This is a genomic window from Arthrobacter sp. BB-1 (genome assembly GCF_006151685.1).
GTDB lineage: Bacteria > Actinomycetota > Actinomycetes > Actinomycetales > Micrococcaceae > Arthrobacter.
In genome coordinates this window covers 25,442-49,474 of the sequence record NZ_VDEV01000043.1, presented here as the reverse complement: position 1 = coordinate 49,474, position 24,033 = coordinate 25,442, and the positions used below count along the sequence as shown (strand labels likewise).

Below are 24,033 nucleotides of genomic sequence, written 5' to 3'. Positions count from 1 at the left end.
GGGAATCTCCTGGGGTCCGGAATCTTGGGGATCTACTTGGCGGCTGGGGTCAGGGACGCGATCAGGTCCTCGATCCGGCCCCTGATCTCGTCACGGATGGGGCGGACGGACTCCACGCCCTTGCCAGCCGGGTCCTCCAGGACCCAGTCCTCGTAGCGCTTGCCCGGGAAGTACGGGCATTCGTCGCCGCAGCCCATGGTGATGACCACGTCGGATTCCTTCACGGCCTCCGTGGTCAGGACCTTCGGAACCTCCGCGGACATGTCGATGTCCACCTCAGCCATCGCCTCGACGGCGGAGGGGTTAATCTTGTCCGCGGGCTGGGAGCCTGCGGAACGTACCTCGATCGCACCATTGGAGAGGCTGGTGAGGAAAGCGGCGGCCATCTGGGAGCGGCCTGCGTTGTGGACGCAGACGAACAGGACGGAGGGCTTCTTGGCAGTTTCGGTGGTCACGCTGTTCTCCTGGGGTTTCGGTTGGTGGATGGTTCTGGTCGACGGGATCTCCAACCGAACATTGATGATGATCGATATAGAGAGTATCGGTCCATATATTGATGGATGTCAATATGTGGTTATGAAGAAGTCAGGCTGCGGTAATGCGGGGAGCCAGGTCGGTGACGCGGCGGGAGATGTCCTCAAAAGCCTGGTCAAAGGCGTGCTTCGTGCCTTCGCGGAGGGGGTCGGGGATGGACCAGTGGAGGCCGTCGAGGCTGGACAGCTCCTCGTGGGCGTTGTCGCATACGGTCACGACGAAGTCTCCCTCCCCTGCGACTTGTTCCAGGCTGCGGGGAGGAGCGTCCGGCAGGTCAAGGCCGTGACGGAGGGCAACTTCGATGGCCCCCCTGGCGATACGGGACGCAGGATGGGTGCCCGCAGAGGTGGAGGGAACGTCACTTACCTGCCGCCAGAGTGCCGAAGCCAGCTGGGAGCGGGCACTGTTATGCGTGCAGACAAACAGGACCCGGCGCGCTCCCTGCTCCACCCCCGGCGTCAGTCCTTCCAGGGCCCCGGAGGCAAGCCGCAGATAGCTGCGGCGCTTGTCGGCCTCCGAGCGGTGCCGGACTGCAAGTCCTGCGCCTTCCAGGGTTTTCAAGTGGTGGGAGAGCAGGTTTGGCGGCATCCCCAACTCGGCCTGCAGTTCCGTGGGTGAAAAATCCCCCAGGGTCAGCAGGTCAACTATGCGCAGTCGGGCAGGGTCGGCCAGAGCCGCGTGCCTGGCGGCGCGCAGGGCGATGGCACCTGATGGTTCAATTTTCATTGGTTCAATTTTTACTGAACTAAACCGGCCGGTCAAGTCAATCGGGGCAAGCAGGAGGCTGTGATCGCTCCAGAAATGTTTCGCCACCGCGGGATTGCGCGTAGTGCGCTGGACTGCAGGGGGATCTGCGCAGCCCAGCGCACTGACTCACTTCGCGGCTGGCGCGGTACTCGAGGGTGATTCGAGCGGAAAGAAGCGGCGGCGCGACCAGAGGGCTGCATAGACGAGCGCCACCAGGACGGGTACTTCGATCAGTGGTCCGACGACACCGGCCAGCGCTTGGCCGGACGTTACGCCGAAAGTGCCGATAGCGACAGCTATCGCCAACTCGAAGTTGTTGCCTGCCGCCGTGAACGCCAGGGTGGTGCTCTTGGCGTAGCCCAGGTTGAGCCAGCGGCCGATTGCCATGCCCGCGCCGAAGACCACGAGGAAGTACACCAGCAGCGGAAGTGCGATCCGGACGACGTCCAGCGGCCGTGAGGTGATGGTGCCGCCCTGGAGCGCGAACAGGAGCGTGATGGTGAAAAGGAGGCCATAAAGGGCCCACGGGCCGATTTTCGGCAGGACGCGGGATTCATACCAGTCCCGGCCCCTAGCTTTTTCCCCGATGGTGCGGGTGAGGAATCCGGCAAGCAGCGGGATGCCCAGGAAGACGAGCACGGATGCCGTGATGGCCCAGAAAGAGAAGTCTGCACTGGTAGTGGGAAGTCCCAGCAAGGACGGAAGCCATTGGAGGTAGAACCAGCCGAGCGCACCGAAAGCAATGACCTGGAAAACGGAGTTGATAAAGACGAGCACGGCGGCCGATTCGCGGTCACCGCAGGCCAGGTCATTCCAGATCATCACCATCGCGATGCACCGGGCAAGACCCACGATAATCAGACCGGTCCGGTATTCAGGCAGATCCGGAATAAAGATCCACGCCAGAGCGAACATGAATGCCGGCGCCAGGATCCAGTTGATGACCAACGAGGTGACCATCAGCTTCCGGTCGGCCAGGACGCGATGCGCCTGGTCGTACCGGACCTTGGCCAGCACGGGGTACATCATCACCAGCAAACCCACGGCGATGGGCAAGGAAACCTCCCCGATCTTCACTGCCTCCAGCGCGGTGTTCAATCCCGGGACAACGCTGCCCAAAAGCAGGCCGAGCACCATGGCAGCGATAATCCACACGGGAAGGAAGCGGTCCAGGGTCGAGAGCTTGCCGACAACGGCTGCCTCTCCCCCGGGCGGAACTGTTGCGGTCTGAAAGCTCATGGTTCTCCTGCAAAAGATTGATAGGTTTCGATACGAAACTCTTGCCACCATATCGATGGATGTCAATTTCGGGCATAATGGGTGAATGAATTTGCTGCCTGTCCTTGAAGCGGCCACCGGCGCTGAAACCTGCTGCTCCCCGGCCGAACCAGCCCTGAGTGCCGCCGAAGCGCAACGGAAAGCAGCGGTATTCAAGGCATTGGCCGACCCCAATCGCCTGCGGCTGCTATCCATAGTCAAAGCGGCGGAGGGCGGAGAGTCATGCGTCTGCGACCTCACCGAGCCACTGGCCCTCGGCCAGCCCACCGTGTCCCACCACCTGAAAATCCTCGTCGACGCCGGGCTGCTGAACCGTGAAAAGCGCGGAACCTGGGCGTACTATTCGCTCGTCCCCGGCTCCCTGGAGCGCACGGCAGGGCTACTGGAAAGCTTGTGATAGCGGCTGGTCAGATGACACTGAGCAACCGCGGCCAAAGAGCCTGACTGCCCGCCGGAGCCGGAGCGACCAATTCCGGCCAAGCCACCTTCGAAGCGGCGCTGCAGGGACACGTCCGGGACCTCCGGACTTCCGGCCATAGAGGCTCCTCACCGCAACAACACAGAGCCAAGCTGCCGAGCTGCCGCCTTCCTCCATCCCCCTACCACTCCAAGCGGATGTCAATACCGTTGCCAGGGCCACCCGGGCAACCCTTCCGTTCATCGATGATTATCGATATGCTCGGAGTGGTCGCACTCAGGCTTACGTCCGTCCCGGATGAAGCCCGCATAGGGCCCCGTGTTTCGGCATCGAATCGAATCACCACGAAAGTCAAGGAGAACTGCATGCCTGCTATCCGAATCTACGAATCCGCTCTGTGCTGCGATACCGGTGTCTGCGGCCCCGATGTAGACCAGTCTCTGGTGGATGTGACCGCGGATGTCCGCCATCTCCAGGGCCTCGGTGCCGACATCGCCCGCCACAACCTCGCCAGCGAACCGACGGCCTTCGCGGAGGACGAGACGGTCCGCGGTTTCATGCACCTGGTCGGCTCCAAGGGCCTTCCGCTCACAATCGTCGACGGCGTCACGGTCGCCACAGGCACCTACCCCAGCAGGGGACAGTTGCTGGCGTTCGCTGGGATCAGTGAGGCTGCAGAAAAGCAGCAGTCCCGCCCCGAGCTCGGGCTCACCGAAACCAATTCCGGTAGCTGCTGCGGTGGCGGCTCGACGGGCAGCTGCTAGGTCCCGCCATGGAGTTTCTCCAGAACACCCCCCGGTTCCTGTTCTTCACCGGCAAAGGCGGTGTGGGCAAGACCTCCGTGGCTTGCGCAACAGCGCTCACCCTCGCCAAGTCCGGTAAGAGGGTCTTACTGGTCAGCACCGACCCCGCATCCAATGTCGGGCAGGTCTTCGGCGTGACCATCGGGAACACCATCACCCCCATCCAGGATGCGCCGGGCCTATCGGCGCTGGAAATCGACCCGGAGCAGGCCGCAGAAGCCTACCGCGAGCGAATCATCGCCCCGGTCCGCGGCCTCCTGCCGGAATCTGAGCTGGTCGGCATCGCTGAGAGTCTCTCGGGCTCCTGCACCACCGAGATTGCCTCGTTTGATGAGTTCACCAACCTGCTCGCCGACGACAGTTCCTACGGGGAGTATGACCACATCGTCTTCGACACCGCGCCGACCGGCCACACGATCCGGCTTCTTCAGCTGCCCGGTTCGTGGACCGATTTCCTGGCGGCCGGCAAGGGAGACCCCTCCTGCCTGGGCCCGTTGTCCGGACTGGAGAAGCACAAACAGGTCTACGCCAAGGCGGTCCAGGCCCTCACCGACCCGGCGAGGACCCGGCTTGTCCTGGTCAGCCGCGCACAGACGTCATCACTGGCCGAAATTGAGCGGACGTATCTCGAACTCAACCAGATCGGGATCAGCGGCGGTTACGTTGTCATCAACGGCGTCCTTCCGGAGGCCGCAGGAGAAGAGGATCTGGCTCAGGCGTTGCGGGCCCGGGAGGCTGCCGCTATCGCGGCCATTCCCGGGGCGGTGGCCTCACTTCCGCGCGACATATTGGATCTGAAGCCGGGCAATATGGTCGGCATCCCGGCACTCGAGTCCCTCTTCACACCCACTTCCGACGCCGACATCACTGACGACGTTACGCTGGGCGCCGAGGTTGAGGACGCCCCGCTGGCCGCACTGGTAAACGAAGTGGAGCTCAATGGTCACGGCCTCGTGATGTGCATGGGCAAAGGCGGGGTCGGGAAGACCACCGTCGCGGCCGCCATTGCGGTAGCCCTCGCCAAACGCGGGCATGCGGTGCACCTGACCACGACGGATCCCGCAGCGCACCTCACCGAAACACTCCATGGTTCCATCCCGGGCCTGACGGTATCCCGCATCGATCCGGAAGCGGCCATCGAGGAATATCGAAGCCATGTAATGGAGACCAAGGGCAGGAACCTGGACGATGACGGTCGCGCGGCCCTTGCCGAGGACCTTTTGTCGCCCTGCACCGACGAGGTGGCCGTGTTCCGGCAGTTCTCCAAGGTAGTCCAGGAATCCCGCCGGCACTTTGTCGTGATCGATACGGCACCGACGGGCCACACACTCCTGCTCCTGGACGCCACCGGTTCGTACCACCGTGAGATCGCCCGCCAGGTCGGCGATACCATGGGTTTCGTGACGCCCCTGATGCGGCTTCAGGACCCGGCACAGACCAAGGTCATTCTCGTCACACTGGCCGAAACGACACCGGTGCTCGAAGCCGAAGAACTTCAGGGTGACCTTGAAAGGGCCGGTATCCATCCTTGGGCCTGGGTCATCAACAACTCGATTGCCGCTGCGCACCCGGAGACGCCGTTCCTGCAAGCGCGCGCCGCGAGCGAAATGGAACAGATCACAAAAGTGCACACCCTGACAGACCGGATCGCGCTCATACCGCTGCTCCCGGAAGAACCCACCGGTGAAGAAAAGCTGTCGGCCATGACAGCATTCAGCTCCCAGCCCGCCTGACATGGACCCAGCCCCCTGCGACGCGAATGCGCGAGGGGGCTGGGACCAGGTAGTAGAGCACACCCCAACCTGACGCCAGGCGGACACAGAATGAGCGTCAGAATAGAGTGCCAAAGGCAGTTCCTGCACATCCCCGGCGAACAGTCTCAGACTCAAACCTGACAGCCGACCCTGGTGATGAGTTCGATTCGGCGGGGGCCTGGCAATTGTGCAACAGCCTGTTGCGCAATTTGTCCAGGGACTGTCTGGACAGTCGGTTCCGCTGCCCACAGCCGGGGACAATCCTGATGGGTTATCCACCGCTACCGAGGATGAGGGAGCTACCCCAACGGCTCCCAATTTCCAGCCGCGGATAACCCGGCTTGACCCCAACTGTGGACTGCTCCGTTCTCTACATGCCATTACGACGTGTGCCACCTCCTCATTGCCATTCAATTGTTCAACAAACTGATAGCCTTATTTCATGGCAAAAAAGACAGTAGTGCTGCTGGAAGATGATATTGACGGCTCGGAAGCTAGCGAAACGATATCTTTCGCCCTTGACGGCAGTGACTATGAAATTGACCTTAGTGAGGGGCATGCTAATGAACTGCGTGAAGCACTGGCACGCTTTACCAACGCTGGCCGCAAGGTAGCTGGCGGACGTGGCCGTCCGGCAGCCCGGACTAAGTCCTCCTCGCACGGTGGCCCGGACGCGAAAGCGGTACGGTTGTGGGCGGCCGAGAACGGCATCCAGGTAAATACCAGAGGCCGTATTCAGGCCGATGTTGTAGAGAAGTACGAAGCGGCTCACTAGCGCGCTAGGAAAAAACAAAATCGGGGCTGGAATCATTATTGATTCCAGCCCCGATTTATTGTTTGCCGGAACTGCATCCTGAACTGCACTTTTCAGACAGGAATAGTTCGCACGTCTGGGAACCAGCCCGCTGGGGCTTTGTTTGGTTCGAGGTGTTCAGGGTCTCGGTGCTTTTGCATGTCGCATTTGTAGAACGGTCCGCGTGGGTCCAGGAGCACGCTCATGTGGTGGTCTGCGTGGTCTTTGAACCACACGCTGATTCCGGTGGCCCCGTCGAGTCGTAGGTGTTCCCATGCCCGCCACAGCGCTTCCACACGGGAGACGGCTTCGGGGTGGAAGTACCATTCGATGCACCATTTTGCGGCGCGCCCGTCAACATCGCGGACGTAAGTGGGGAGCAGCTGCTCGTGCAGGAACTCTTCGGCAGAGCCGTAGACCAGCTCCGGGGGCTTCTGCTGTTCGGCGGCCTTAGCGCCAGTGTCCTCGACGTCCGAGCTGGGAGCTTCACTGAACCGGCCAATTTCGATGGTCATGCCCTAATCCCCTACCCGGTCACCCATGGATTTGCGGCCGGTGCCGCTGCTACCGGTACGGGTTCTTCCTCTGGCTGCGGGCTGTACTTCTTGATGGACGCTTCCACAGCGTCCTTGTGTGGCCCTGTGTACCAGGGCATGGTCCGGACCAGGGTGGCGGGCGCACCGGAGGCGAGGATCACGGCGCGGCCGCGGTCCAGTTCGGCCAGATTGGAGACATCGAAGATGCGTTCCTTGCTCTCCTGACGGGAGCGGCTGGACCCGGACTTCCCTGATGAGACGGAAACGTTGATGTAGCTGTAGTCCCCGATCAGGTCTGAGAGTGCGCGGAGGAATCCTTCTTCGGCGACGCCGCCTCCGTAGACCTTGACGTTCGCGGCTGACCAGATTTTCCGCATGTTCGCTTCGCCCCAGAGTTCGACGCCCTGGGACCAGGACTGCAGGATGCCCATGACGATCAGGCCCTTGGAGCCGTAGTGGCTGAACTGGTCCGGCAGCCCGGCCCAGCGGACCACGTTGGCCAGCTCGTCGAGGGCGAACAGCGCAGGTTTGGGCAGGCGGCCGCCGCTGCGCTCGGCCCGTTCTTCCATCGCCTCAGCGATGGCCACGGTCAGTGCCGTGGTGAGCGGGGCAGCTGAGCCGGCCCCTTCCTTGGAGAGGATGTAGATCGTCTCTTGAGAGGCGGCGAAGGCGTGCGGGTCGAACTGCCGGCGGGCATCACTGGCCACGCTTGCGCCGCCGGTCGGGGCGACCCAGCGGAGCGTGTTCCTGCTCTTGAGGCACTGAATCATCTTCTCGGCGGTGCCGAAGATACCGTCGCGCTGCTTGTCAGCCAGCTTCAGCGTGGACTCCAGGCCCTTGTACTGCAGCTCGTAGTCATGCTCCCGGAGGATTTCGATGGGTTCCTGGCTGACCTGCTCGGTCACCCACAGGTAGACCTGCGTGATCGGCAAATCGCCCAGTGCGGCCGCCAGGAAATACGAAGAGAGAATGTCCTCGGCCTTGGGATCGAAGTAGGCATCCGGCTTGGAGCCAGGCACCCGGGAACCGACCGAGAAGTGCTGGGTGAGTTTGTAGGCCTTTTCTTCATCGGTGACGTAAGAGAGCGGGTTCCACCACCAGTCCGGTTCTTCCTGGGCGATCTTCTGCGGATCGAAGACCCACACCGGGGCCGTGGCCTCGCGGACGCCGCGGGTGCCGTCCACGACGTCGCGCTTGTTGGACGTCGAGACCACGGCGCCTGGTGCGTCCAGGATGGCGGGCATCACCCGGGAGGTGGACTTACCTGTTCGTGGTCCCCAGATGTCGAGGCTGAGGTCTTCCCAGGACTGGACGAACTTCTGGCCGGTGGAGACGACCTTGCCCACGACGATCCCCGGCGTGTCCTTTACACCCAGCCGCTCTGCCTTGGCCTGCGCGCCTTTTTCGGAGAACGCGGCGAGGGACTTGCCGCGGCCGAGGTAGCGGGCGGCTTTGTCGACACGGGCACGCTTGGATGCGCCCTTCCGCCACGCCACGAGTACGACGATGGCAAGAACCAGTATCAGGCCGGTCATAAGGCACGCTGCGACGGTGGACTGGGTTGGCCAGGGCACCTTGCCCTTGATGAGCCCGGCGACCAGGTCGATGGGGTGGGCAGGCGGGGCGTCGATGCCTGCCATCCATGACCCGAGGTGTGCGGCGGCGTAGGAGCCGCCACCGAAGACGACGATGGCACCGATGGCCAGCCAGACCAGCAGGGCATCTTCGAGGCCCATTCCTTTGCGGTTCGGTGCACTCACAGCGCGCCTCCTTCAGTGGGCAGCGCTGGTGCTGCCGGGTCCATGAGCGTTCCGGCTGGTGCGTGCCAGCGGGTGTCGGTGTCGTTCAGGCCGTCGTTCTTCTCGATGGAGGTCAGCCCGATCTGGACGGGAATGCCCGGGCGGCCGCCGACCTTGATGAGGAACTTGCCCCGGCCCGGGGGTTCCACATCGAGGCCGCGTGAGTCCCAGGCAGGCGGGTCCTGCCAGGAGATGAGTTTCTGCTGCTCCTGCCGGGACAGGGGAATCGCGGAGGTCAGCAGCGGCATCTCCGAGGCCGGCAGGCCGCCGCAGATCACCATGCCGGAGCGTTCGACAAAGCCGCGGGCTTTCATCCGGTCCTCTTCGGCCGGCAGTGCCAGCAGGTCGGACATGGTGTGGGAGATCATGATCTGCCCGACACCGACGGACCTGTTCAGGCGGGTAAGGGCGTCCACGCGGTCGACCATGCCCTTGCCGGAGCGCAGCGCCCGCCACAGCTCGTCCAGGACCACGAAGTAGTTCCGGCGCGGTTCCAGGCCGGCGTCGGCCAGGGCGTTGGCGACGTTCACGGTTCCGAATCCGTAGGACCAGCAGGCCAGCAGCACGGCGGCCTGCAAGTCCGTTTCGGTCTCGTCGATGCTGGAGACGTCGAAGACGACGGCGCGGTCCCGCTTCATCGGGTTTGTGGTCTGCCGGGAGAAAATTTCTCCCAGCTTCCCTCCCCCGGTCAGGCCCAGCAGGGTTGCCTCCAGCGCCCGGGTTTCCTGCAGGTAGACGTTCATGTCGCCGCGATCCAGTGCGACCTGCCGCAGCTCATCCGGGGCGGAGACGATGACGTCCAGGAGGTCTTTCAGGACCGGGATGCCGTCGAATCGGTCATCGAGGACCCGCAGGGCCCGGTCCAGGATGGTTTGTTCCTGGTCGGTGGGCGGGTTGTTCCGGCTGATGGTGATCATGGAGACGACCATGTTCAGGCGGCGGCCGTGCGCGTCGGCGCGGACCCGGGTGGCTGCTTCGTGGTGGCCGTGTTCCTCGAGGAGCTGGGCAACCTCGACGGCCTGGCCCGGATCGAGAATGTTCAGGTAACCGACGCCGCGACCGAGCTTGATAACCTGCCCGCCGAGAGCTTCGACGGCTTTGACGTGCTCGCCTTTCAGGTCACCCAGAACCAATGGATTGACGCCCTGTGCGGCGAGGCCCAGAAACATGCGTCGGACCAGGGTGGACTTGCCCAATCCGGGCTTGCCGAGGATGAAAGCGGAAGGGTTGGAGATCAGGCGTGCACGCTGAAACCAGCTGATCGGATCACAGCAGACCGTCGCCTGGGTTTCCTCGTGACGCCCCAGCGGGACGCCGATCATGGGTGAGGACGCGCCGGAGGAAAACGGCCACAGGCCGCAGACCTGGACCGTGGTCCCCCGATACTCCTTCACGGACGGGACGAGTTGAGCCATGCCACCGCCACGTCCGGACCAGCCACGGGCACCCGGCCCGGCCTCGCGCGGCTGATTCCCGGTCCTATTCGGAGCCGCCTTCGCCGGCTTCACTGTCTTTACTGTCATTGACGTCAAAAGGTCTTTGAGGGCCATTAGAGCGCGTCCTTGATTTCGGAGGGGACCATGCTGTGCTTGGGCAGAACGAGTCCCAGCGGCAGGGAGGCGGCGAAGGCGGTGTCCTGCGCGCCGTAGGCGCGGCGAAGGAGCACCCGGGCGGTGCCGGAGGTCTGTTCGATGGCTGCCACGGCATCAGGCAGCCGTTCCCTGTCGGTCACTGTGGCGGTGACGACCATGCCGAAGTTCACCAGGCCGGCGCCTCGGGCTTCTTCTTGGGCGGTCTGCACAGCGGAGCGGGCATCGACCAGGGCACGGGCGCTGGGCCGGGTTCCGGAAGTGATGCGGACGTTGGCATTGTTCTGGTCGCGCTCGACCACGGTGGCGGCTTTCGCGGAATCCATCGGACGGTAGAGCAGGGAGACGCGTTTGCGGTCAATGTCACCGTGCGGGGCCAGCAGCCGGGAAAGGAACGAGGAGTTCACCGAACCCCGGGGCGCACCGGTCATGGTCCAAGAGACAGAGAACGCGGAATCGTGGCGGTAGTCATCCCAATTCGCCTGCGTGGCGGTGGGGCCGACTTCACCCCAGGTCAGGGCCACGGGGGAACCGGCGGCGTGGGCTTCATCAATGATCAGCGCTGCAGGGGGGTCGTAGGCGATGCGGACGACCTCGCAGAGTTCCTGCGCCGACATCGGCCGGGCGATACCTGCTCCGGTGGACTGCAGGCGGGCTGACAGGCCGGGGATCCGGGAGGCGAGGTCCCGTGCAACATCTTCGGGAGTGCGCTTCTTTGACCCGGACCGCAGGGAGGCGTTGAAAGTCAGGGACACCCAGGCACGGACCGTGGCCGATCCCTCCGGGTAGGTATCAACGACCTCGCGCAGAATGGCCTGGGCAAATTCCGGTGCGTTCGGGTCAATGTTCATCTCGACCTCGTGCCGGAGCCGGTACCCGGAATCGGGCGCGGTCTCCACCGTCACCGCCGCGGCGTCCAGCCCGGCTTCATCGGCCAGACCGGCGAGCCAACCGCCCCAGTTAGCGACCCATGCATCGACCTGCTCAGGATCCACCAGAGAGGCTCCATCGGGCTCGGTGGAGAAGATCACGGTGAAGTGGCTGGTGGCCGGTACGTGCAGCATGGCGAACGGGCGCTTGTAAGAGTCGGCGAACTCGTACAGGGTCGACTTCGCGGCCAGACCGGGCAGCTGGTACATGCCCCACTCGGTCACACCCAAAGGGCCGGAACGGTAGAGGTTCGTCCCGGAAGACTTGGAGAGCCGGAACGTCATGCGGGTGCCGAAGCGGTCTACAACGGACTGGCCATGCTTGTCCTTGACCGTGAGCAACAAGGCGCTGGCCCCGGCAACGGCGAGGACAGCGAGGCCCGGGAACAGGCCCCAGATAGCGAAGGTGGTGATGCCCATCAACAGTCCGGCCATGACAATTCCGGTGCCAATGGCGCCGAGGTTGCCCAGGCCGGCGGAGCGCGGTACGCGCCAGTTGCCGTAGGACGGTTCCTTGTATTCGGTGTTAATTGCTGCCACTGGGGCCCTCCCCCGTTGAATCCTGCGCGGTCTTTTCGATTGCCTGCGACGTCTTGGACGCCACCTGGGCCCCGGCGGCTAGAGCCATGCCAGCCGGCCCAGCTGCTGCTGCCCCGCCGCTTGCCCCTGCCACGGCTCCTGCGGAGCCTGCTTTGCCTGCGGTTGCAGCGCCAGCGGCTCCGCCCGGACCCGTAACACCGGGGGTGGGCTGACCTCCCCCGCTCCGAGGACCAGACGCTCCGTCACTGCCCTTCGGCGAAGCGCCGGCGGAAGTGCTCTGGGCGCTGGCCGTAGTGCTTGTGGTTGCAGGGGTTGGCGCGGCATTGCCTCGTCCTCTGCCGCTACGGCCCAGGGACACGGCACCGGTGGCCATGGCACCAACTGCTGCTCCTGCGGCTGCTCCGCTGCCCGAGGCAACGGCTCCGACCATCGGCGTGACGAAGCGCATCAACGCCGGAAGCGCGAACAAGGCAACGATCATCAACGTGAAGCCCGTGATGGACTTAACCAGCGCGTCGCGCCCCTCACCGGTGCCCATGAGAAGGAACGCGACCGAGTACACGATGGCCGCTGCCGGCTTGTAGAGAATGAACGCGATCGTCCAACCCACGGCTTTCTGAAACCACTGCCGGCCCATCTCAGTGTTCGTGAACGCGGCGGTCGTTGGCAGGATGCCGGCCAGGATCACGAGCATGCCGCTCCGGACCACCATCAGCACAATCTGAACCAGTGACGCAATCAATCCGATCAAACCCAGGACGATGAGAATGAATACCCCAACCTCCGTCTGCCCAGTCATGACAAGCACGCTCATCGACTGAGCAAAGCCCTTCCCGTCCGTGGAACGCTCAATGATGGCGGCCGAAAAAGTATCTGCGGCAATGACCAAAATAGAGATGACTCCCAGGCCAAGGCCGGACACCAGGGTGAGGGTGAGCAGCGAGCGGAGCAGGTCCTTTAGCGGAGCACCGCGCTGTTCCCAGATCATCCGGATGCCGCCGATGATGACGGCGAGGACCGCCAGCGTCAGCGTCCAAGTCATCAACTCGCCGTTGATTATCGACACCACGGAACTCGGCCCAGTCCTGTCCTCGCTGATCAGGTTCACCGTAGGCATGGAGACCCAGAAGGTAGACAGAGTCGTCACCATCTGACTCATGCCCTCCATGATGGCTTTAGCCATGTTGCCCAAGGCGTCATCAGCCAAGCCTGAAGCCCAGTTTTTCAACTCACATCCGGCGTCGAGCATTTGGCATTTTTCCGCCACGTCAGGCTCCCGACCAAGGAATAAAGCCGCTGAGGTCCCGGATTTGGGTTATGTCGTTAACCAGTCGACCTGAGTCAGCAATTGCCAGCTTCCAGTCACCATCTACCCACTCCAGGGGAAGTACCGTGTGTCCCAACACCCCTGTGTCGGTCTGAAAGGCAATGTCCACATTGGCTGCTGAACCTGAGTAGCTCTTGATGACAAAGCCGCGAAATTGAACGGTTGAACTTGGCGCCGCCGTTGCCGGCATGGCCTGCGATTCTGCTTTGGCGATATCCCTGCCCGGCCCGGGAAGCAAAAGCCTACCCGTCAGTTTCTGATTGATGGCACGGTCCCCTGATGAGCCCATCGCAAGCAAATTGGCAGCGGCGTAGAGGGCTCCTGTTGGCGTTTGGGAAAAGCACGAACGGAACCCATCTTCGTCTGTGGTTCCTGGACCGAAGGTGTCCGGCTCGGTAGGCGTAGCCATCTTGCCAACAAGCTCCCAATTCGTATCCGGCGCCGAGCCTAACGCCGTCTCCGACGACGAAGGAAGTCCACAAACGCTGCTGCCACCCTCAGCTGAAGCGCTGGGGCTGGCTGAACTGCTGGACTCCACAGGCGCAGGGGCGGGCTGCGTGTTGCCTTGTCCTTTGGGGAGAAGGAAGATCACGATGGTTGCTGCGATCAGCGCGACCACCAGCGCGGCAGCGATGATGAAACCGGGCTTGGTGAACGGATTGCTTTCGGTGGTGCTCTCTGTTGACTGGCTCATGGTGAACCTCCCGTTCTTGGTGCTGGCTTAGACGAAGGCGCGGACGATGCCGGCGGCACCGGTGATGATGATGCAGCCCAGGAGGACCCAGCCGAGCTTGCCGATGGCCTGTGCGCCTTCGCCTCGTTGGAGCTGGATGACCATGCCGATGCCGACGATGATCACGCCGAGAACGCCGAGGACCAGGCCGATACCGGAGGCCCAGTTCAGGACCAGGAGCAGCCCGTCTGCCTCTGCAGGGATGGTCGGAGTGGGGTTGGGGATAACGCTGGTTGCAAGTGCGGAGAAGTCGTTCATGGTGAGACCTTTCAGTGAGCGATGTTTGATGTGGTGGTGTCGGTAGCCAAGGTGGCTATGTCAGTAATGAAGCGCTGGAATTCGCGGGACGCCGTCGTTGTGGTGTCTCCGATTCGCCAGGCTTCAACCCAGGGCAGGGTCCAGAGCCGGGGTGCTCCTCCGCCGACGATCGAAGTGAAGTCACGCAGCGCTTTAGGGGTCTTACCTGGGGCGTCCGCCATGATTGCAAGGCCGAGCAGGTCGACTTTCGGTGTGGCACCTGACACCCACTGGGTCAGTGCGCTTCTGGCGGCCGTGAGGCCGCGCATGTCTGCGCGGCAGACCAGCAGCACGCGTGGCTTGCTTCCGCCCTGGAGGACAGGCCAGCAGTGATCGGTGGCGCGTGCACCTAGGAGGTCGGCGATTCTGCTTTCGCCTGCTCCCCCGTGAGTGCCGATGATCCATAACGCGGCGGAACCGGTCATGGTGCGGCAGGCCAGGCGGTCCGCTGCGTCGGGTTCAACCATTCCCTTCAGAGGCGCACTGATAACTGCCGCCGGCGGCGAATACGCATCCGGTGTTTCCTCTTCCGCAGTCTCGGTGGCGGGGCTGGTGATCCAGGGATTCAGGGACTGTCGCATGGTTCCTCCTTTCGAAAGTCCGTTGATGGGTGGGTTTAGAAGCCCTTGGCTACGGCGGCCGCGGCCGCCAGCCATGCCCGCTGCGTGGCGGGCTGGAGAGCTTCATAGCGGATGGGTCCGTTGACCAGCGCCGGATCGTAGGGAATCCTCACGACGGCCCGAACAAACGGCTCAAAGCCGTCCGCAATCCGCTGGGCCTCGTCCTTGGCCCGCTTCAACGCATCCCCTGACATGGCGCGCTTTGCGTCAGTGGATTCAGAGACGATCACGACGGCGTTACGGGCCAACTCGGCATCGTGGCCACCACGGGATTCGAGGGTCTGCAGCGTCAGCCGGGCGGCTTCGGCGCGGTCCTCGATGGCCGTTACAGGCACGACAAGCTGGTTCGTGTGGTGAATCATCCTGCGCCAGTTCGCCGCCCGAGCGGTGTTGCCCGAGTCCATGACCACCAGCCGGTAATAGCGGGTGAGGACCTGATGGGCGATGTCGACTTCCTCAGCCGTGACTTCGTGGTCGCCTTCCTCGTTCTCATCCGAACGCAGGACATCGAACTTGTCGGCCGTCTGGTGGTGGACGAACTTGGCAATCTCGGCAGCGTTCGTTGCCGGAGAGAGCAGTTCGGTCGAGGAATCAATCAGATCCAGGACGCTCCGGTCATGGGCGCCCTTTTCCGTCCGCCACCCCAGCGTGCCTTGGGACTCGTTGTTGTCCCAAGCGACGGTCGCGGCCCCGCTGTAGCGGGCGAGGATGGCCGAGAGCATGACCACCGTGGGCGTCTTGTTCGCACCGCCCTTACGGTTGACCACGGCAATGGTCCGCGGACCTGGCCAGTGCTGGCTAACCGTGCGGATGTCCTCCCGCTCGGAGAGTTCTTCGGCGGAGGGGTCCATCCGGAAGCCGAGGCGTGTGAGCGCACCCCGCCAGCCCTGGGTTGCCGGTTCCAGGACCGGGGCGCTGACCAGGAATGAGGTTTCCTTCAAGCTGCGCCGGGTCGCCGGTGCTTCCTCCATGACCACCGCCGTTTCCGGCTGCGAGGTGACCGGTGCTGGCGTCGACTCTGCTGCGCCGGGATTCGGCGGCCACGGCTGGCGGTCCACCGCGGCGACGGCGGCAGCCGTAGGTTCTGCCGGGGCGGACACAGGCTCAAATGCAGGAGCCGGGACGGTATCAATGACGGCAGGAGCCACCGTCTCAGGCGCGGTTCCCGGTGCGTCGGCGCGGCGTCGGGCGGGGCTTGCCTCGTAGGAGACGGACTCAATTTGACCGTCCGGGTGCACGATCAGTTCACCGTGCCCTTCGGGATCCTCGATCCGGACCCTGACAGGACGGTTCAGCGTCTGTGCCTCTCCCACAACCAGAGCCAGGGCGTTGTTGCGAAGATCCTGCAGAGATTCCCCGGCAGGGACGATCCGGGAATTACCCGCGACGACGACCTCAGCGGTTCCGTTGTCACGGACGATGGCCCTGATATTGGGAAACGCCAGGACCTCGGCTGATGCGGTGCTCATGAGCTTCTTCCTTACATGTGTGAGATGGGGAGTTCCGACGCTTAGGACGAGGGGGGCGTGAAACGGTTGACCTTCCACAGGGCTTCCTTGCCCGTGCGCAGCAGCTGCACCGTGTAGGTTCCGGCATCGGTTGGCACCGCGGCCATAACCCCGTACCCGTTGGCTTCATCGACGCTCAGCATGGCCGGGCCGGTGACGCGACTGCCGGGAATGTTGGCCGGGTCCACAGCCGAATAATCAGCAGTGGCCTGCGGCGTGAGCCAGCGGGCAAGATCATTGGCCCACTGCTTTTCCTCCACACCAGGGCGGGCAAAATCCGCCATGGCCTTCTCAGCGACGTCAACGGCTGCGTCCTTGCTGGCCTGGTCCCAGGTGATGCCGATCGTGGCCGGAACCGTGCCCCCGGGAGCCTGCGGGCCACTGCTGGCGCTCAGCGAAACCGGCGCGGAAGGCGTGACGGTCGTGGGTTCCGCCGGTGCAGGGGTGGTGTTCGCTGCCGGTGCGCACGCGGCGCAGAGCAGGGCTCCTGCGATCAGGGCCAGGGGCTTCTTCACTTTTTCTCCTCTTGGGTGGGCAGGTACAGGAATGCTGAAGGGATCTCGTTGCTGACGGTCCGGGTGTAATAGTTGTGGTCGTCCGGCGGCGGGTTGCCGTTGTAGCCCTCTTCGACGTAGGTCCCGTCGTCCTTGACTTCCTTGACCACGGCGACGTGGCCGTAGGTCGGGTCCGCTCCCCCTGCCCCCGGCGCGTACCAGACAACCGCCCCGACGCGGGGGACAGAACCGGTGGGCCAGCCTTTGGCGTCCCAGCCGGACTTCCACGTCAGGGCCGAGCCAAGGCCCTGCCCGTCCGGGCGGAAGTTGCCGTTCAGGAACTTGAACGGCTCACCGGTGGACCCCATCTGCTGGTTCACCCGCCACAACGCGAAGTCCACGCACTCGCGGTAGAACATGCCCAGCGGTGATGCGGCGGCTGCTCCTGCCCCGACCTGCATCCAGGTCGGAGAGTCTTTCCACGGGTAGTCATCCCCGGCACCCGCTTTCCCCGGGATGGCGCAGTCGTTGCCTTCCAGGGAGTACTCCCCGTCCGAGAGTGCCTGGACGAGCTTGACCGCCCCGGGCCAGTACTTCTCGTAGTGGTACGGGTCTGCGTTGCGCTGGACCTTGTTCCCGGCAAGGGTCGGCTCCAGCAACTCCCAGCCCTCGACCTTCTGCAGGGCCTTGATGAAGTTCGTGGCGCTAATAGTCGGGTCCATGCGGTCCGCGTAGGAGCCCCACGCGCCGTTGTCGCGCTGCTGGAACAACCCGCGCGAGTCCGGGCCCGGCCCGTCGCCGTAATCCAGGACCCGCAGGCCCGACTCCCCCAGGGAAACCATGACGCTGATCATCTGTCCCCTCAATGACAGGTCCAGGGCCTTGCCCGCTCCCAGGATCACCGCAGCGTTCTTCAACTGCTCCTGGGAGTAGCCATCGACCTTGGTGTCGCCGTTGATAACCACTGACGCGGTCGGGCCGCAGTCGGCAGCCGCGGGCTTTGCCGGGGCAAGGAGTAAGAGGATGGAAAAGACCAGCCCTATCAAGGTGCCAGGGACCACGATCAGCGCCACGAGACCAAGTGACTTCCGCTGCATGCAAATCCCCCTTCGAGCCCCCAACTGGCCCACGCCAAGAATACCTGCCTGTAGTGGACATGTGCAATGCCTGTAGTGGACACGCCTCATGCATATCCAAGGTTAGAGGAACGTTTACGATGATTGGGCTTCAATACTCTTCCCGGATCGGCGCTGGAGGGCGGGACATATGCTGACCACAAGGCGTGGCATCGCCTGCCTGGCGTTCCTCGTAGCCGTGGGCTCACTATTCGGATTCGCGGTCATCATGGCCCGCAAGATTGTTAGACGGGGCCCAAAGGATTACCGTCGCGCCGAGCTGACAGCTGATGGCCGCAGAGTCCGCATCGACTTGGATGCCTACACCAAAGCCCACGGCGACTTCGCCGTGTTCGACCCTGCGACCGCGCGCTACACCAGGGTCGGCGAGGTCACCCTGATCGACGAGGATCAAAAGTTCGTGGAGCGTCGAATTCATCCGTCGGGGTCCGGGCCGGTGACTTTGGGACCAGTGGTCGACTGGACGCCCGACGTGTTCTTCGAACCCTCCGCCGTGGCCGGGCGGTTTGAAGAGGTTCACATCACCACCGCCTATGGTGCGGCGCCGGCGTGGCTATTCGAAGGTAGGAACGCGGACACATGGGTGATCCACATCCATGGCAGCTGGACCGACCGCTCAATCATGTTCCGTGACGTCCATGCCTTCAGCCCCTTGGGATTCACCTCCTTGGTGCCCTCATTCCGCAGCGACCTGGAGGTCAGCCCGCCACAGGCCGAATCGAGCCACCTTGGTCAAACCGAATGGCGGGACGTGGATAGCGCTGTGGCCTACGCCGTGGCTCACGGCGCGCAGCGAATCATGCTCTCGGGCTGGTCAATGGGTGGGACGATCGCGCTGCTCACAGCGGAGCGCAGCGCCTACCGTGACCGGATCGCAGGGATCGTCCTGGTAGGGCCAGTCACGAGCTGGCGTAAAACCATAACGGCAGGAGCGGAGGCCGCCGGCGTGCCTGCGGTAGGAGCCGGCCTTGTCATGTCCTTGCTGCAGGCTCCCCCATTCGCGAAGATGCTCGGGCTGGACGAACCGATCAACTTCGATGCCCTTGAATGGGTCGACATACCCAACCGGGTTTCAATTCCCACCCTGGTCCTGCATTCGAGCGCGGATCAGGAGGTTCCTTGGGAAATCTCGGCGGCGTTCCAACGCGCGAACCCCGACAGCGTCACCCTGATTCACTTACCTGAGGCGCACCACACCCAGGAGTGGAATGTGTCACCTCACACCTTCACCAACGAACTCACGAGTTGGATCAACAAAAGGATCCTGTCCAAAGGCTAGACCCGCGCGTCCAACTTCGCCTCGATCTGGCTGATCCTGCCCTGAACAGACTCCGGGAACGGGCACATGTTCCCCCGCTGGTAGTTGTGCAGAACAATGAGGCTTTTGTAGACCCCATTTTCCAGCGTTTCATTAAACAGGTCCCAGGCCGGACTAACCCGAGACTGATCTGCATTCACCCGGATCCTCAGCGCACTAAGCCAAAGCGCATCGATCATCCAGAGCCGCAACCTCGGCAGCTGCTTGGACAGAAAAAGAATCAGCCACCCCGCAGCCGTCAGCGAGAGGCCGGCATAGAAAAGACGGTCAAACCAGGCTCCGATCGCCTCTGCGAAGGCATCCCAGGGCGTGAAGTGGAACAGCAGAACATATGCAATGTGGCACGAGACGGCCGCCGCAACCACGACCAAGCCCGCTGAGAATGTTGCGTACAGGCCTCTGGCCTTGTGCCGAAGCATGTAGATGATCCTAAGCACGGTGAACAGCAACGCGAACATGTACGTGCCGCTGTACGTAGCAGTCGCGAGTTGGTCCATGCGGTAATCAATGAAGTCCGCAGAGGTTGGACCTTTGTCCTCAATGAGGGCGAAGCTGACAATCATGATGGGAATGCTCAGCAACGGAGCATAGTAAGTCCACCTGACTGGTACGTTTGCTAACCGCCGCACACTGTCGTTGAAGAAGAAGATCGCCAACAGCGCGAAGATGGCCTGAAGAAGGTTCGTCACGTTGACGCCACCGAGGTAGCTGTCGATGGACGCCAGCGGCCTGACCGTTCCCAGGACATAAAGCGCCGCAAGGCCGAACATCGATGCCACCCACGATGCCCGGGCTTCCGCCACCTTGACTACCGAGGGGATCCGAAGGAGGCATAGGGCACTCAGCAGCGCAAAGAGTAACTGTTTCATGGTCTATCAGAGGAAAGGATCAGTCTCGGAGGAGCTACGCGCGCGGGTCTTCTTTGACATCTCGAATGCAAAATCCTCCACCCAACGTTCTACGGGATGATTCGGAACAGAACAGCAGCTCATGCTTTTCGCGCCGGCAGCTTCCTTCAGCATCTCTTCAGATAAGTCGGGCAGAACCAAGTGGCCTTGGAAGCTCTCCAGATATATGTGTCCGAGCTCGTGATAGATGCAGTGAAGCTTGTACTGCGTCGAGTTTTGCGGCGGGACATAGATCTTGAAGTGATCTTCAAAGTCCAATTTGAAGGCTGTTAGAGTTCCCCAAGACCCCTCCTGCTCGATCAGCTTGATCGGCTTTTCGCAGATGACGGCCAGACGTTCGAGGACTTCTGCCATTGACGTCGTACCGTCTCCGCATAACTCACGGACCTTTTCTGCGACCGGTGGCAGGCCCATTCAGTCTTCCTCTTCCCCGTTCATCGACGCATCGATGATCCTGGTAATCGTCCGCAGCATTTCGGGCGAGGTGGCCCCCAGGTTTCTCGCCGCAAAGTTCTTCACCTTGAGCTTGCGCATCTGCACAAGAAACTCCATGCGCGCTTCTACCTCAGTGGGAGTCTCACTGTTGAGATCACACAGATAACTGGCTGGTACGGCAAAAACAAACTCTGCTATGCCCTTCAGCAGTTCTTGATCCGTCACCAGGCTGCCAGTGCCATTGATCAAGTAGGACCACCGTGTCCGCGACAAATGGATTCCGTGGGCGGAAAGTGCTTCTTCCACATGAGGGTAAGTGAGTGCAGTGTTGTTATCTGCCTCCCAGATATCCACCAGGATGCCCATGCGATCGGCTAGCCGCTCTTTCTTCTGTTGCTGCGTAAGAAACACGCTGCGGCCCCCATTTGCCATCTGTACAGCTCCTTAGCCAAGCTCAGCCATGTGTAGACACCGCCACACAAAGCAGGCGGGCAGCTGAGAAAGATGTTACCCGATGCCTACCTGAGGGTACAGGCAGTGAGTTGTGCATGTGCGGAGCATGTATGTAGTCTGTCGCTTGCTTGGTCTTTTAGGGGAGCTCCGGCTGCCGCCGCGACAGAGCCTGTCTATCAACAGGTTCTCTTAAACCGGAATTAGGGGTGACGACGTGAAGGAATACCGGCCACCCAAAAAGATCGGACAGAAGGCGCCACTGAACTGCCTTGTTCTCCCAGGCCAGCATCTCGCCGCCTGGAAGGCGACGCAGCGTTACAACATGTCCTTCGGTGAGTATGTCGGCGCTCTGATAGACCGTGCAGAAGGACGCCCCAACAAGCTCGATGGGATGCAACAAGGGACATTGCCTATCGCAGAGTCCTGGGACGCCAAAAATGCGCCACGTCACAAACGCGACACGCTTCCGTTTTCTGAAAACAAATCCCAATCGGATTGACCGGCCGGTGATAGCTTCGGAGCAGTTGCAAAGGGTGCGAGTCACTCTCAGCGACGGGCACCACAACGATGAAGCTGTAGCCGCTTAGGCGGTTACAAAATCAAAGGACACAGCAAATGACGGCAGTAGCAGTTAATCGAGGCGGCGGGCGCCCCAGTAAAGGCCTGCGCAAGTTCATTGGTTTTCGCTCACCGGAACCCACCGCTGACGGTATTGCCAAAGTGGCAGCTCATAAAGGCCTGACCGTCACTGAGTATCTTTTGTCCGTTGTCGAGCCACAACTGAAGGAAGACCTGGCTGCCCTCGACCAAGACGACTATCAGCAGGAGTTGCCAATCCGCATCGCCTCTTAAAAGAGAAGGCCCGCACTAGGCGGGCCTTCGAAGCTTGAGACTTACCCTCTGGATTGCTTGCCGGCGGATCAGATTGTAAGTCGTGGAGAGCCTGAACAGGCCATCCTTTGTTTTGCTATGAAACCGATCTGGCAGGATCGGCCCTTTTTCGTACCTCAATCCCCGAAAGGATTACCCACATCGTACATCAGCACGTCTCCGTGCTGCCAGCACGCCCCGCTGTTGGCGTGTCAACGCAGCCAGACGACCCAGCAACCGTTTGGGCAGCTCTAGCTCCCTTGCTAGCCGGCCAGCCCAGAATGCGCCTCTCTCGTGATGCAGGTAAAACGTATCCGCAGAAGCACGAACGGAACCTGACCGAAGCACTCCCCTCGCTGCCCGCGGCCGTGAGAATTTTCGGTAAGGACGGCACCTGCGCGGCGATCTTTCTCGACTTTGACTCCTCAGTAGCCGGACTCGACTGGGTACAGGCCGACGTCCGAGCGGTCAAGTCCTGGCTGCACTCGGTCGGGGCCCGCTGGATTGAGGACTACTCCCCCAACGGCGGTCGCCACGTCTATGTCCCGCTCGCACGGCGGGTCACCTTTTCAGAAGCGCGTGATCTTGTCGAGGCGCTGGGCACCCGGTACCGGACCCTGGATAAGACCCCGCACCAGAACCTGCTTCACGGTTGCATGCGAACTCCCGGTTCGCCGCACAAACGCGGCGGGCACCAGGAGCTGGCAATGAGCCTGTCGGTGGCCTATGACATCGCCCGCCGGCCCAACAGGCAAACGGTCTGGGCCGCCATGACCAAGGACCTGGCTGCAGAGATCAAGGCGGTTCGGGCGCTGCGCCAGGAAGAAACCTTTACCCCTGTCACCTCGGACGCACCCATCTTCGACCAGCCGGTCGGGCGCATGTCCCGCGCTATGCAGGTGCTAGCCCAGACCGGGATGTACGACACCAACCGCTACGCCTCTGACTCCGACGCCCGCCAGGCGATCATCCTCAGTGCCGCGGCTGCCGGCTTGAAGCTGGTGGATGTGGAGCGCCGGATTCTGCAGGGAACCTGGCCCGGACTTGCCTCCTTCTACGCTCGCTATGCTGCCCGCCACCGCTTCCCGTCACTGCGCAGGGACTGGTCGAACGCCCTCAGCTACCTCACTAAAAATCAGGCAGAAGAAACCGAGCAAGGTAATGTCCGCAGATCCCCCACAAGCCAGCCCCCTACACAGGGGGGAGGGATGAAGGGGTCCTCCCCAACTTCGAATCCCGATGCAGAGCATCGGTACATTCGAACCTGGCGCAGTGCGCTCAGGATCCGGGAGGTGAGTTACCAACAATCCCGGTCCGGGATGGGACGGCGAATGGTGCTAAGGGCGCTCGGGGAGGCAGCCCATAAGACGGCATCCCGCTTTGTTGAATTCGGGGTCCGTTCTATTGCTGTGGCTACTGGTCTCGATCACACCACTGTTGGGCTGCACCTAAGGCAGCTGCGTGAGGAAAAGGATCCCCTAATTACCCTCGTTGAAGAGGCCAGGGGAACTAAAGGCGACCTCTACATGCTGACCGTCCCCGAAGAGCTGAAAAGTGTCGCTGAGGATACCACTTGGCAGAAAGGGAAGATTCACGCGTTGCGGCCTGTTTTCCGGGAACTGGGGCTGCCGGCCGCGTTTGTCTACGAAGCGCTGGAGCACTCCCCCGGGATGCCGATCGTCGAGATTGTGCGGGTGAGCAGGCTTTCCAGATCCGCGGTGCACGAAGCCTTGGAAGTCCTCGCCGCATGGAACCTGGCTGTCCGAAGTTCTCGCCGTGCCTGGTCAATTGTGGCCGGGACATCACTGAAGCAGCTGGCCGAGCAATTTGGGGTTCTCGAAGCGGTGGCAGTCCAGGTACAGCGCTACCGCAATGACCGGATCATTTGGCGGGAATGGCTCGCCAAGAACGTCAATACCGTCCCGGAGCTGCTCTCCGCCGACGAAGACTATCCCTGGGAGACGTTCGAAGGGCCACCCGATGAATGGTTACTGTCCGATATGGCGTTCAACAGAACAGGATGAGGGTCAGCGTCAAAGGCCTGTCAGTTGTGAGCCTATTCCCTGCCCGTACACCTTGACGGGTGTCGATTCGGACCGGCCGCCGCCTCCACTCCCCCGGTGTAACTTTCGCATCGTCGTTCTCATGCCATAAGTCATGCCATAAGCACTACTGGAAGGCAAGCCATGCTTGCCTTGTATCAGTGAGCTCTTG

General features: G+C 62.3%; 25 protein-coding genes. 8 read left to right on the top strand and 17 right to left on the bottom strand.

Annotated elements, in window-relative coordinates:
* Window positions 1–32 precede the first annotated feature (32 nt).
* From FHJ30_RS20520 to arsB, 3 genes are all read right to left on the bottom strand, one after another.
* Window positions 33–455 carry an arsenate reductase ArsC gene (locus tag FHJ30_RS20520; RefSeq protein ID WP_139031099.1) on the bottom strand — a complete coding sequence of 141 codons (423 nt, stop codon included), beginning with the start codon at window positions 453–455 and terminating at the stop codon, window positions 33–35.
* Window positions 456–585: 130 nt separating this feature from the next.
* Window positions 586–1,260, bottom strand: a complete 675-nt coding sequence (locus FHJ30_RS20515; RefSeq protein ID WP_139031098.1) for a helix-turn-helix domain-containing protein — start codon at window positions 1,258–1,260, stop codon at window positions 586–588.
* A gap of 147 nt (window positions 1,261–1,407) precedes the next feature.
* Window positions 1,408–2,520 (bottom strand): ACR3 family arsenite efflux transporter, encoded by a 1,113-nt coding sequence (gene arsB / locus FHJ30_RS20510; protein WP_139031097.1) that lies wholly within the window; start codon window positions 2,518–2,520, stop codon window positions 1,408–1,410.
* A gap of 85 nt (window positions 2,521–2,605) precedes the next feature.
* Here arsB and FHJ30_RS20505 point away from each other — a divergent pair, with 85 nt between their 5' ends.
* The 4 genes from FHJ30_RS20505 (at window position 2,606) to FHJ30_RS20490 (ending at window position 6,309) form a co-directional block, all read left to right on the top strand.
* Entirely contained in the window at window positions 2,606–2,956 is a 351-nt protein-coding gene (locus FHJ30_RS20505) for a metalloregulator ArsR/SmtB family transcription factor (RefSeq protein ID WP_139031096.1), read from the top strand.
* A gap of 386 nt (window positions 2,957–3,342) precedes the next feature.
* Window positions 3,343–3,741 (top strand): arsenite efflux transporter metallochaperone ArsD, encoded by a 399-nt coding sequence (gene arsD / locus FHJ30_RS20500; RefSeq protein WP_139031095.1) that lies wholly within the window; start codon window positions 3,343–3,345, stop codon window positions 3,739–3,741.
* Between the two features lie 8 nt (window positions 3,742–3,749).
* Window positions 3,750–5,513, top strand: a complete 1,764-nt coding sequence (gene arsA, locus FHJ30_RS20495; protein WP_139031094.1) for an arsenical pump-driving ATPase — start codon at window positions 3,750–3,752, stop codon at window positions 5,511–5,513.
* A 463-nt stretch (window positions 5,514–5,976) separates the two neighbouring features.
* A complete protein-coding gene (locus FHJ30_RS20490) occupies window positions 5,977–6,309 on the top strand; it encodes an Lsr2 family protein (protein WP_139031093.1) in 333 nt (110 codons plus the stop codon).
* A gap of 92 nt (window positions 6,310–6,401) precedes the next feature.
* Here FHJ30_RS20490 and FHJ30_RS20485 read toward each other — a convergent pair whose 3' ends face one another.
* Genes FHJ30_RS20485 through FHJ30_RS20435 form a run of 11 tightly spaced genes read right to left on the bottom strand, consistent with a single transcriptional unit; the run spans window position 6,402 to window position 17,796 of the window.
* Window positions 6,402–6,842 (bottom strand): DUF4913 domain-containing protein, encoded by a 441-nt coding sequence (locus FHJ30_RS20485; RefSeq protein WP_139031092.1) that lies wholly within the window; start codon window positions 6,840–6,842, stop codon window positions 6,402–6,404.
* Between the two features lie 11 nt (window positions 6,843–6,853).
* Entirely contained in the window at window positions 6,854–8,623 is a 1,770-nt protein-coding gene (locus FHJ30_RS20480) for a type IV secretory system conjugative DNA transfer family protein (RefSeq protein WP_139031091.1), read from the bottom strand.
* Complete coding sequence (locus FHJ30_RS20475) at window positions 8,620–10,212, bottom strand: helicase HerA domain-containing protein (RefSeq protein ID WP_139031090.1); 1,593 nt, start codon at window positions 10,210–10,212, stop codon at window positions 8,620–8,622. The genes FHJ30_RS20480 and FHJ30_RS20475 overlap by 4 nt, the downstream gene beginning before the upstream one ends.
* Window positions 10,212–11,720, bottom strand: a complete 1,509-nt coding sequence (locus tag FHJ30_RS20470) for an SCO6880 family protein (protein WP_139031089.1) — start codon at window positions 11,718–11,720, stop codon at window positions 10,212–10,214. The genes FHJ30_RS20475 and FHJ30_RS20470 overlap by 1 nt, the downstream gene beginning before the upstream one ends.
* Window positions 11,707–12,969 (bottom strand): hypothetical protein, encoded by a 1,263-nt coding sequence (locus FHJ30_RS20465; protein ID WP_139031088.1) that lies wholly within the window; start codon window positions 12,967–12,969, stop codon window positions 11,707–11,709. Before FHJ30_RS20465 ends, FHJ30_RS20470 begins: the two co-directional genes overlap by 14 nt.
* Window positions 12,970–12,988: 19 nt before the next feature.
* Window positions 12,989–13,741, bottom strand: coding sequence for a hypothetical protein (locus FHJ30_RS20460; protein ID WP_139031087.1), 753 nt, complete (start codon window positions 13,739–13,741; stop codon window positions 12,989–12,991).
* A gap of 27 nt (window positions 13,742–13,768) precedes the next feature.
* A complete protein-coding gene (locus FHJ30_RS20455) occupies window positions 13,769–14,038 on the bottom strand; it encodes a hypothetical protein (RefSeq protein ID WP_139031086.1) in 270 nt (89 codons plus the stop codon).
* An 11-nt stretch (window positions 14,039–14,049) separates the two neighbouring features.
* On the bottom strand, window positions 14,050–14,658 hold the full coding sequence (locus FHJ30_RS20450) for a DUF6668 family protein (RefSeq protein ID WP_139031085.1): 609 nt from the start codon (window positions 14,656–14,658) through the stop codon (window positions 14,050–14,052).
* A gap of 35 nt (window positions 14,659–14,693) precedes the next feature.
* Window positions 14,694–16,166: a chromosome partitioning protein ParA gene (locus tag FHJ30_RS20445; RefSeq protein ID WP_139031084.1), complete on the bottom strand. Its 1,473-nt coding sequence runs from the start codon at window positions 16,164–16,166 to the stop codon at window positions 14,694–14,696.
* A 41-nt stretch (window positions 16,167–16,207) separates the two neighbouring features.
* Window positions 16,208–16,720: a hypothetical protein gene (locus FHJ30_RS20440; protein WP_139031083.1), complete on the bottom strand. Its 513-nt coding sequence runs from the start codon at window positions 16,718–16,720 to the stop codon at window positions 16,208–16,210.
* Window positions 16,717–17,796, bottom strand: coding sequence for a CHAP domain-containing protein (locus FHJ30_RS20435; RefSeq protein ID WP_139031082.1), 1,080 nt, complete (start codon window positions 17,794–17,796; stop codon window positions 16,717–16,719). Before FHJ30_RS20435 ends, FHJ30_RS20440 begins: the two co-directional genes overlap by 4 nt.
* Window positions 17,797–17,965: 169 nt before the next feature.
* Between FHJ30_RS20435 and FHJ30_RS20430 the strand changes: the two genes are divergently transcribed.
* Window positions 17,966–19,114 carry a S9 family peptidase gene (locus tag FHJ30_RS20430; RefSeq protein WP_139031081.1) on the top strand — a complete coding sequence of 383 codons (1,149 nt, stop codon included), beginning with the start codon at window positions 17,966–17,968 and terminating at the stop codon, window positions 19,112–19,114.
* On the opposite strand, the gene FHJ30_RS20425 is transcribed toward FHJ30_RS20430, so the two are convergent.
* The 3 genes from FHJ30_RS20425 to FHJ30_RS20415 are packed head-to-tail and all read right to left on the bottom strand — an operon-like array spanning window position 19,111 to window position 20,928.
* Entirely contained in the window at window positions 19,111–20,022 is a 912-nt protein-coding gene (locus FHJ30_RS20425; RefSeq protein ID WP_139031080.1) for a hypothetical protein, read from the bottom strand. The two genes, FHJ30_RS20430 and FHJ30_RS20425, sit on opposite strands and share 4 nt — an antisense overlap.
* A 6-nt stretch (window positions 20,023–20,028) precedes the next feature.
* A complete protein-coding gene (locus FHJ30_RS20420; RefSeq protein ID WP_139031079.1) occupies window positions 20,029–20,475 on the bottom strand; it encodes a hypothetical protein in 447 nt (148 codons plus the stop codon).
* Complete coding sequence (locus FHJ30_RS20415) at window positions 20,476–20,928, bottom strand: hypothetical protein (protein WP_139031078.1); 453 nt, start codon at window positions 20,926–20,928, stop codon at window positions 20,476–20,478.
* A gap of 235 nt (window positions 20,929–21,163) precedes the next feature.
* On the opposite strand from FHJ30_RS20415, the gene FHJ30_RS20410 reads away from it, so the two are divergent.
* From FHJ30_RS20410 to FHJ30_RS20400, 3 genes are all read left to right on the top strand, one after another.
* Entirely contained in the window at window positions 21,164–21,448 is a 285-nt protein-coding gene (locus FHJ30_RS20410; RefSeq protein ID WP_240793785.1) for a hypothetical protein, read from the top strand.
* Between the two features lie 116 nt (window positions 21,449–21,564).
* Complete coding sequence (locus FHJ30_RS20405; protein ID WP_138605593.1) at window positions 21,565–21,801, top strand: hypothetical protein; 237 nt, start codon at window positions 21,565–21,567, stop codon at window positions 21,799–21,801.
* 299 nt (window positions 21,802–22,100) lie between these two features.
* Window positions 22,101–23,843, top strand: coding sequence for a MarR family transcriptional regulator (locus FHJ30_RS20400; RefSeq protein WP_240793784.1), 1,743 nt, complete (start codon window positions 22,101–22,103; stop codon window positions 23,841–23,843).
* Window positions 23,844–24,033 lie beyond the last annotated feature (190 nt).

Excerpts from the sequence above, each read along its gene's own strand:
- FHJ30_RS20515 (WP_139031098.1), bottom strand. The coding sequence starts at position 1,260 with ATGAAAATTGAACCATCAGGTGCCATCGCCCTGCGCGCCGCCAGGCAC.
- arsB (WP_139031097.1), bottom strand. The coding sequence starts at position 2,520 with ATGAGCTTTCAGACCGCAACAGTTCCGCCCGGGGGAGAGGCAGCCGTT.
- FHJ30_RS20505 (WP_139031096.1), top strand. The coding sequence starts at position 2,606 with ATGAATTTGCTGCCTGTCCTTGAAGCGGCCACCGGCGCTGAAACCTGC.
- arsD (WP_139031095.1), top strand. The coding sequence starts at position 3,343 with ATGCCTGCTATCCGAATCTACGAATCCGCTCTGTGCTGCGATACCGGT.
- arsA (WP_139031094.1), top strand. The coding sequence starts at position 3,750 with ATGGAGTTTCTCCAGAACACCCCCCGGTTCCTGTTCTTCACCGGCAAA.
- FHJ30_RS20490 (WP_139031093.1), top strand. The coding sequence starts at position 5,977 with ATGGCAAAAAAGACAGTAGTGCTGCTGGAAGATGATATTGACGGCTCG.
- FHJ30_RS20485 (WP_139031092.1), bottom strand. The coding sequence starts at position 6,842 with ATGACCATCGAAATTGGCCGGTTCAGTGAAGCTCCCAGCTCGGACGTC.
- FHJ30_RS20475 (WP_139031090.1), bottom strand. The coding sequence starts at position 10,212 with ATGGCCCTCAAAGACCTTTTGACGTCAATGACAGTAAAGACAGTGAAG.
- FHJ30_RS20465 (WP_139031088.1), bottom strand. The coding sequence starts at position 12,969 with ATGCTCGACGCCGGATGTGAGTTGAAAAACTGGGCTTCAGGCTTGGCT.
- FHJ30_RS20460 (WP_139031087.1), bottom strand. The coding sequence starts at position 13,741 with ATGAGCCAGTCAACAGAGAGCACCACCGAAAGCAATCCGTTCACCAAG.
- FHJ30_RS20455 (WP_139031086.1), bottom strand. The coding sequence starts at position 14,038 with ATGAACGACTTCTCCGCACTTGCAACCAGCGTTATCCCCAACCCCACT.
- FHJ30_RS20450 (WP_139031085.1), bottom strand. The coding sequence starts at position 14,658 with ATGCGACAGTCCCTGAATCCCTGGATCACCAGCCCCGCCACCGAGACT.
- FHJ30_RS20445 (WP_139031084.1), bottom strand. The coding sequence starts at position 16,166 with ATGAGCACCGCATCAGCCGAGGTCCTGGCGTTTCCCAATATCAGGGCC.
- FHJ30_RS20435 (WP_139031082.1), bottom strand. The coding sequence starts at position 17,796 with ATGCAGCGGAAGTCACTTGGTCTCGTGGCGCTGATCGTGGTCCCTGGC.
- FHJ30_RS20430 (WP_139031081.1), top strand. The coding sequence starts at position 17,966 with ATGCTGACCACAAGGCGTGGCATCGCCTGCCTGGCGTTCCTCGTAGCC.
- FHJ30_RS20425 (WP_139031080.1), bottom strand. The coding sequence starts at position 20,022 with ATGAAACAGTTACTCTTTGCGCTGCTGAGTGCCCTATGCCTCCTTCGG.
- FHJ30_RS20420 (WP_139031079.1), bottom strand. The coding sequence starts at position 20,475 with ATGGGCCTGCCACCGGTCGCAGAAAAGGTCCGTGAGTTATGCGGAGAC.
- FHJ30_RS20415 (WP_139031078.1), bottom strand. The coding sequence starts at position 20,928 with ATGGCAAATGGGGGCCGCAGCGTGTTTCTTACGCAGCAACAGAAGAAA.
- FHJ30_RS20405 (WP_138605593.1), top strand. The coding sequence starts at position 21,565 with ATGACGGCAGTAGCAGTTAATCGAGGCGGCGGGCGCCCCAGTAAAGGC.
- FHJ30_RS20400 (WP_240793784.1), top strand. The coding sequence starts at position 22,101 with ATGCGCCTCTCTCGTGATGCAGGTAAAACGTATCCGCAGAAGCACGAA.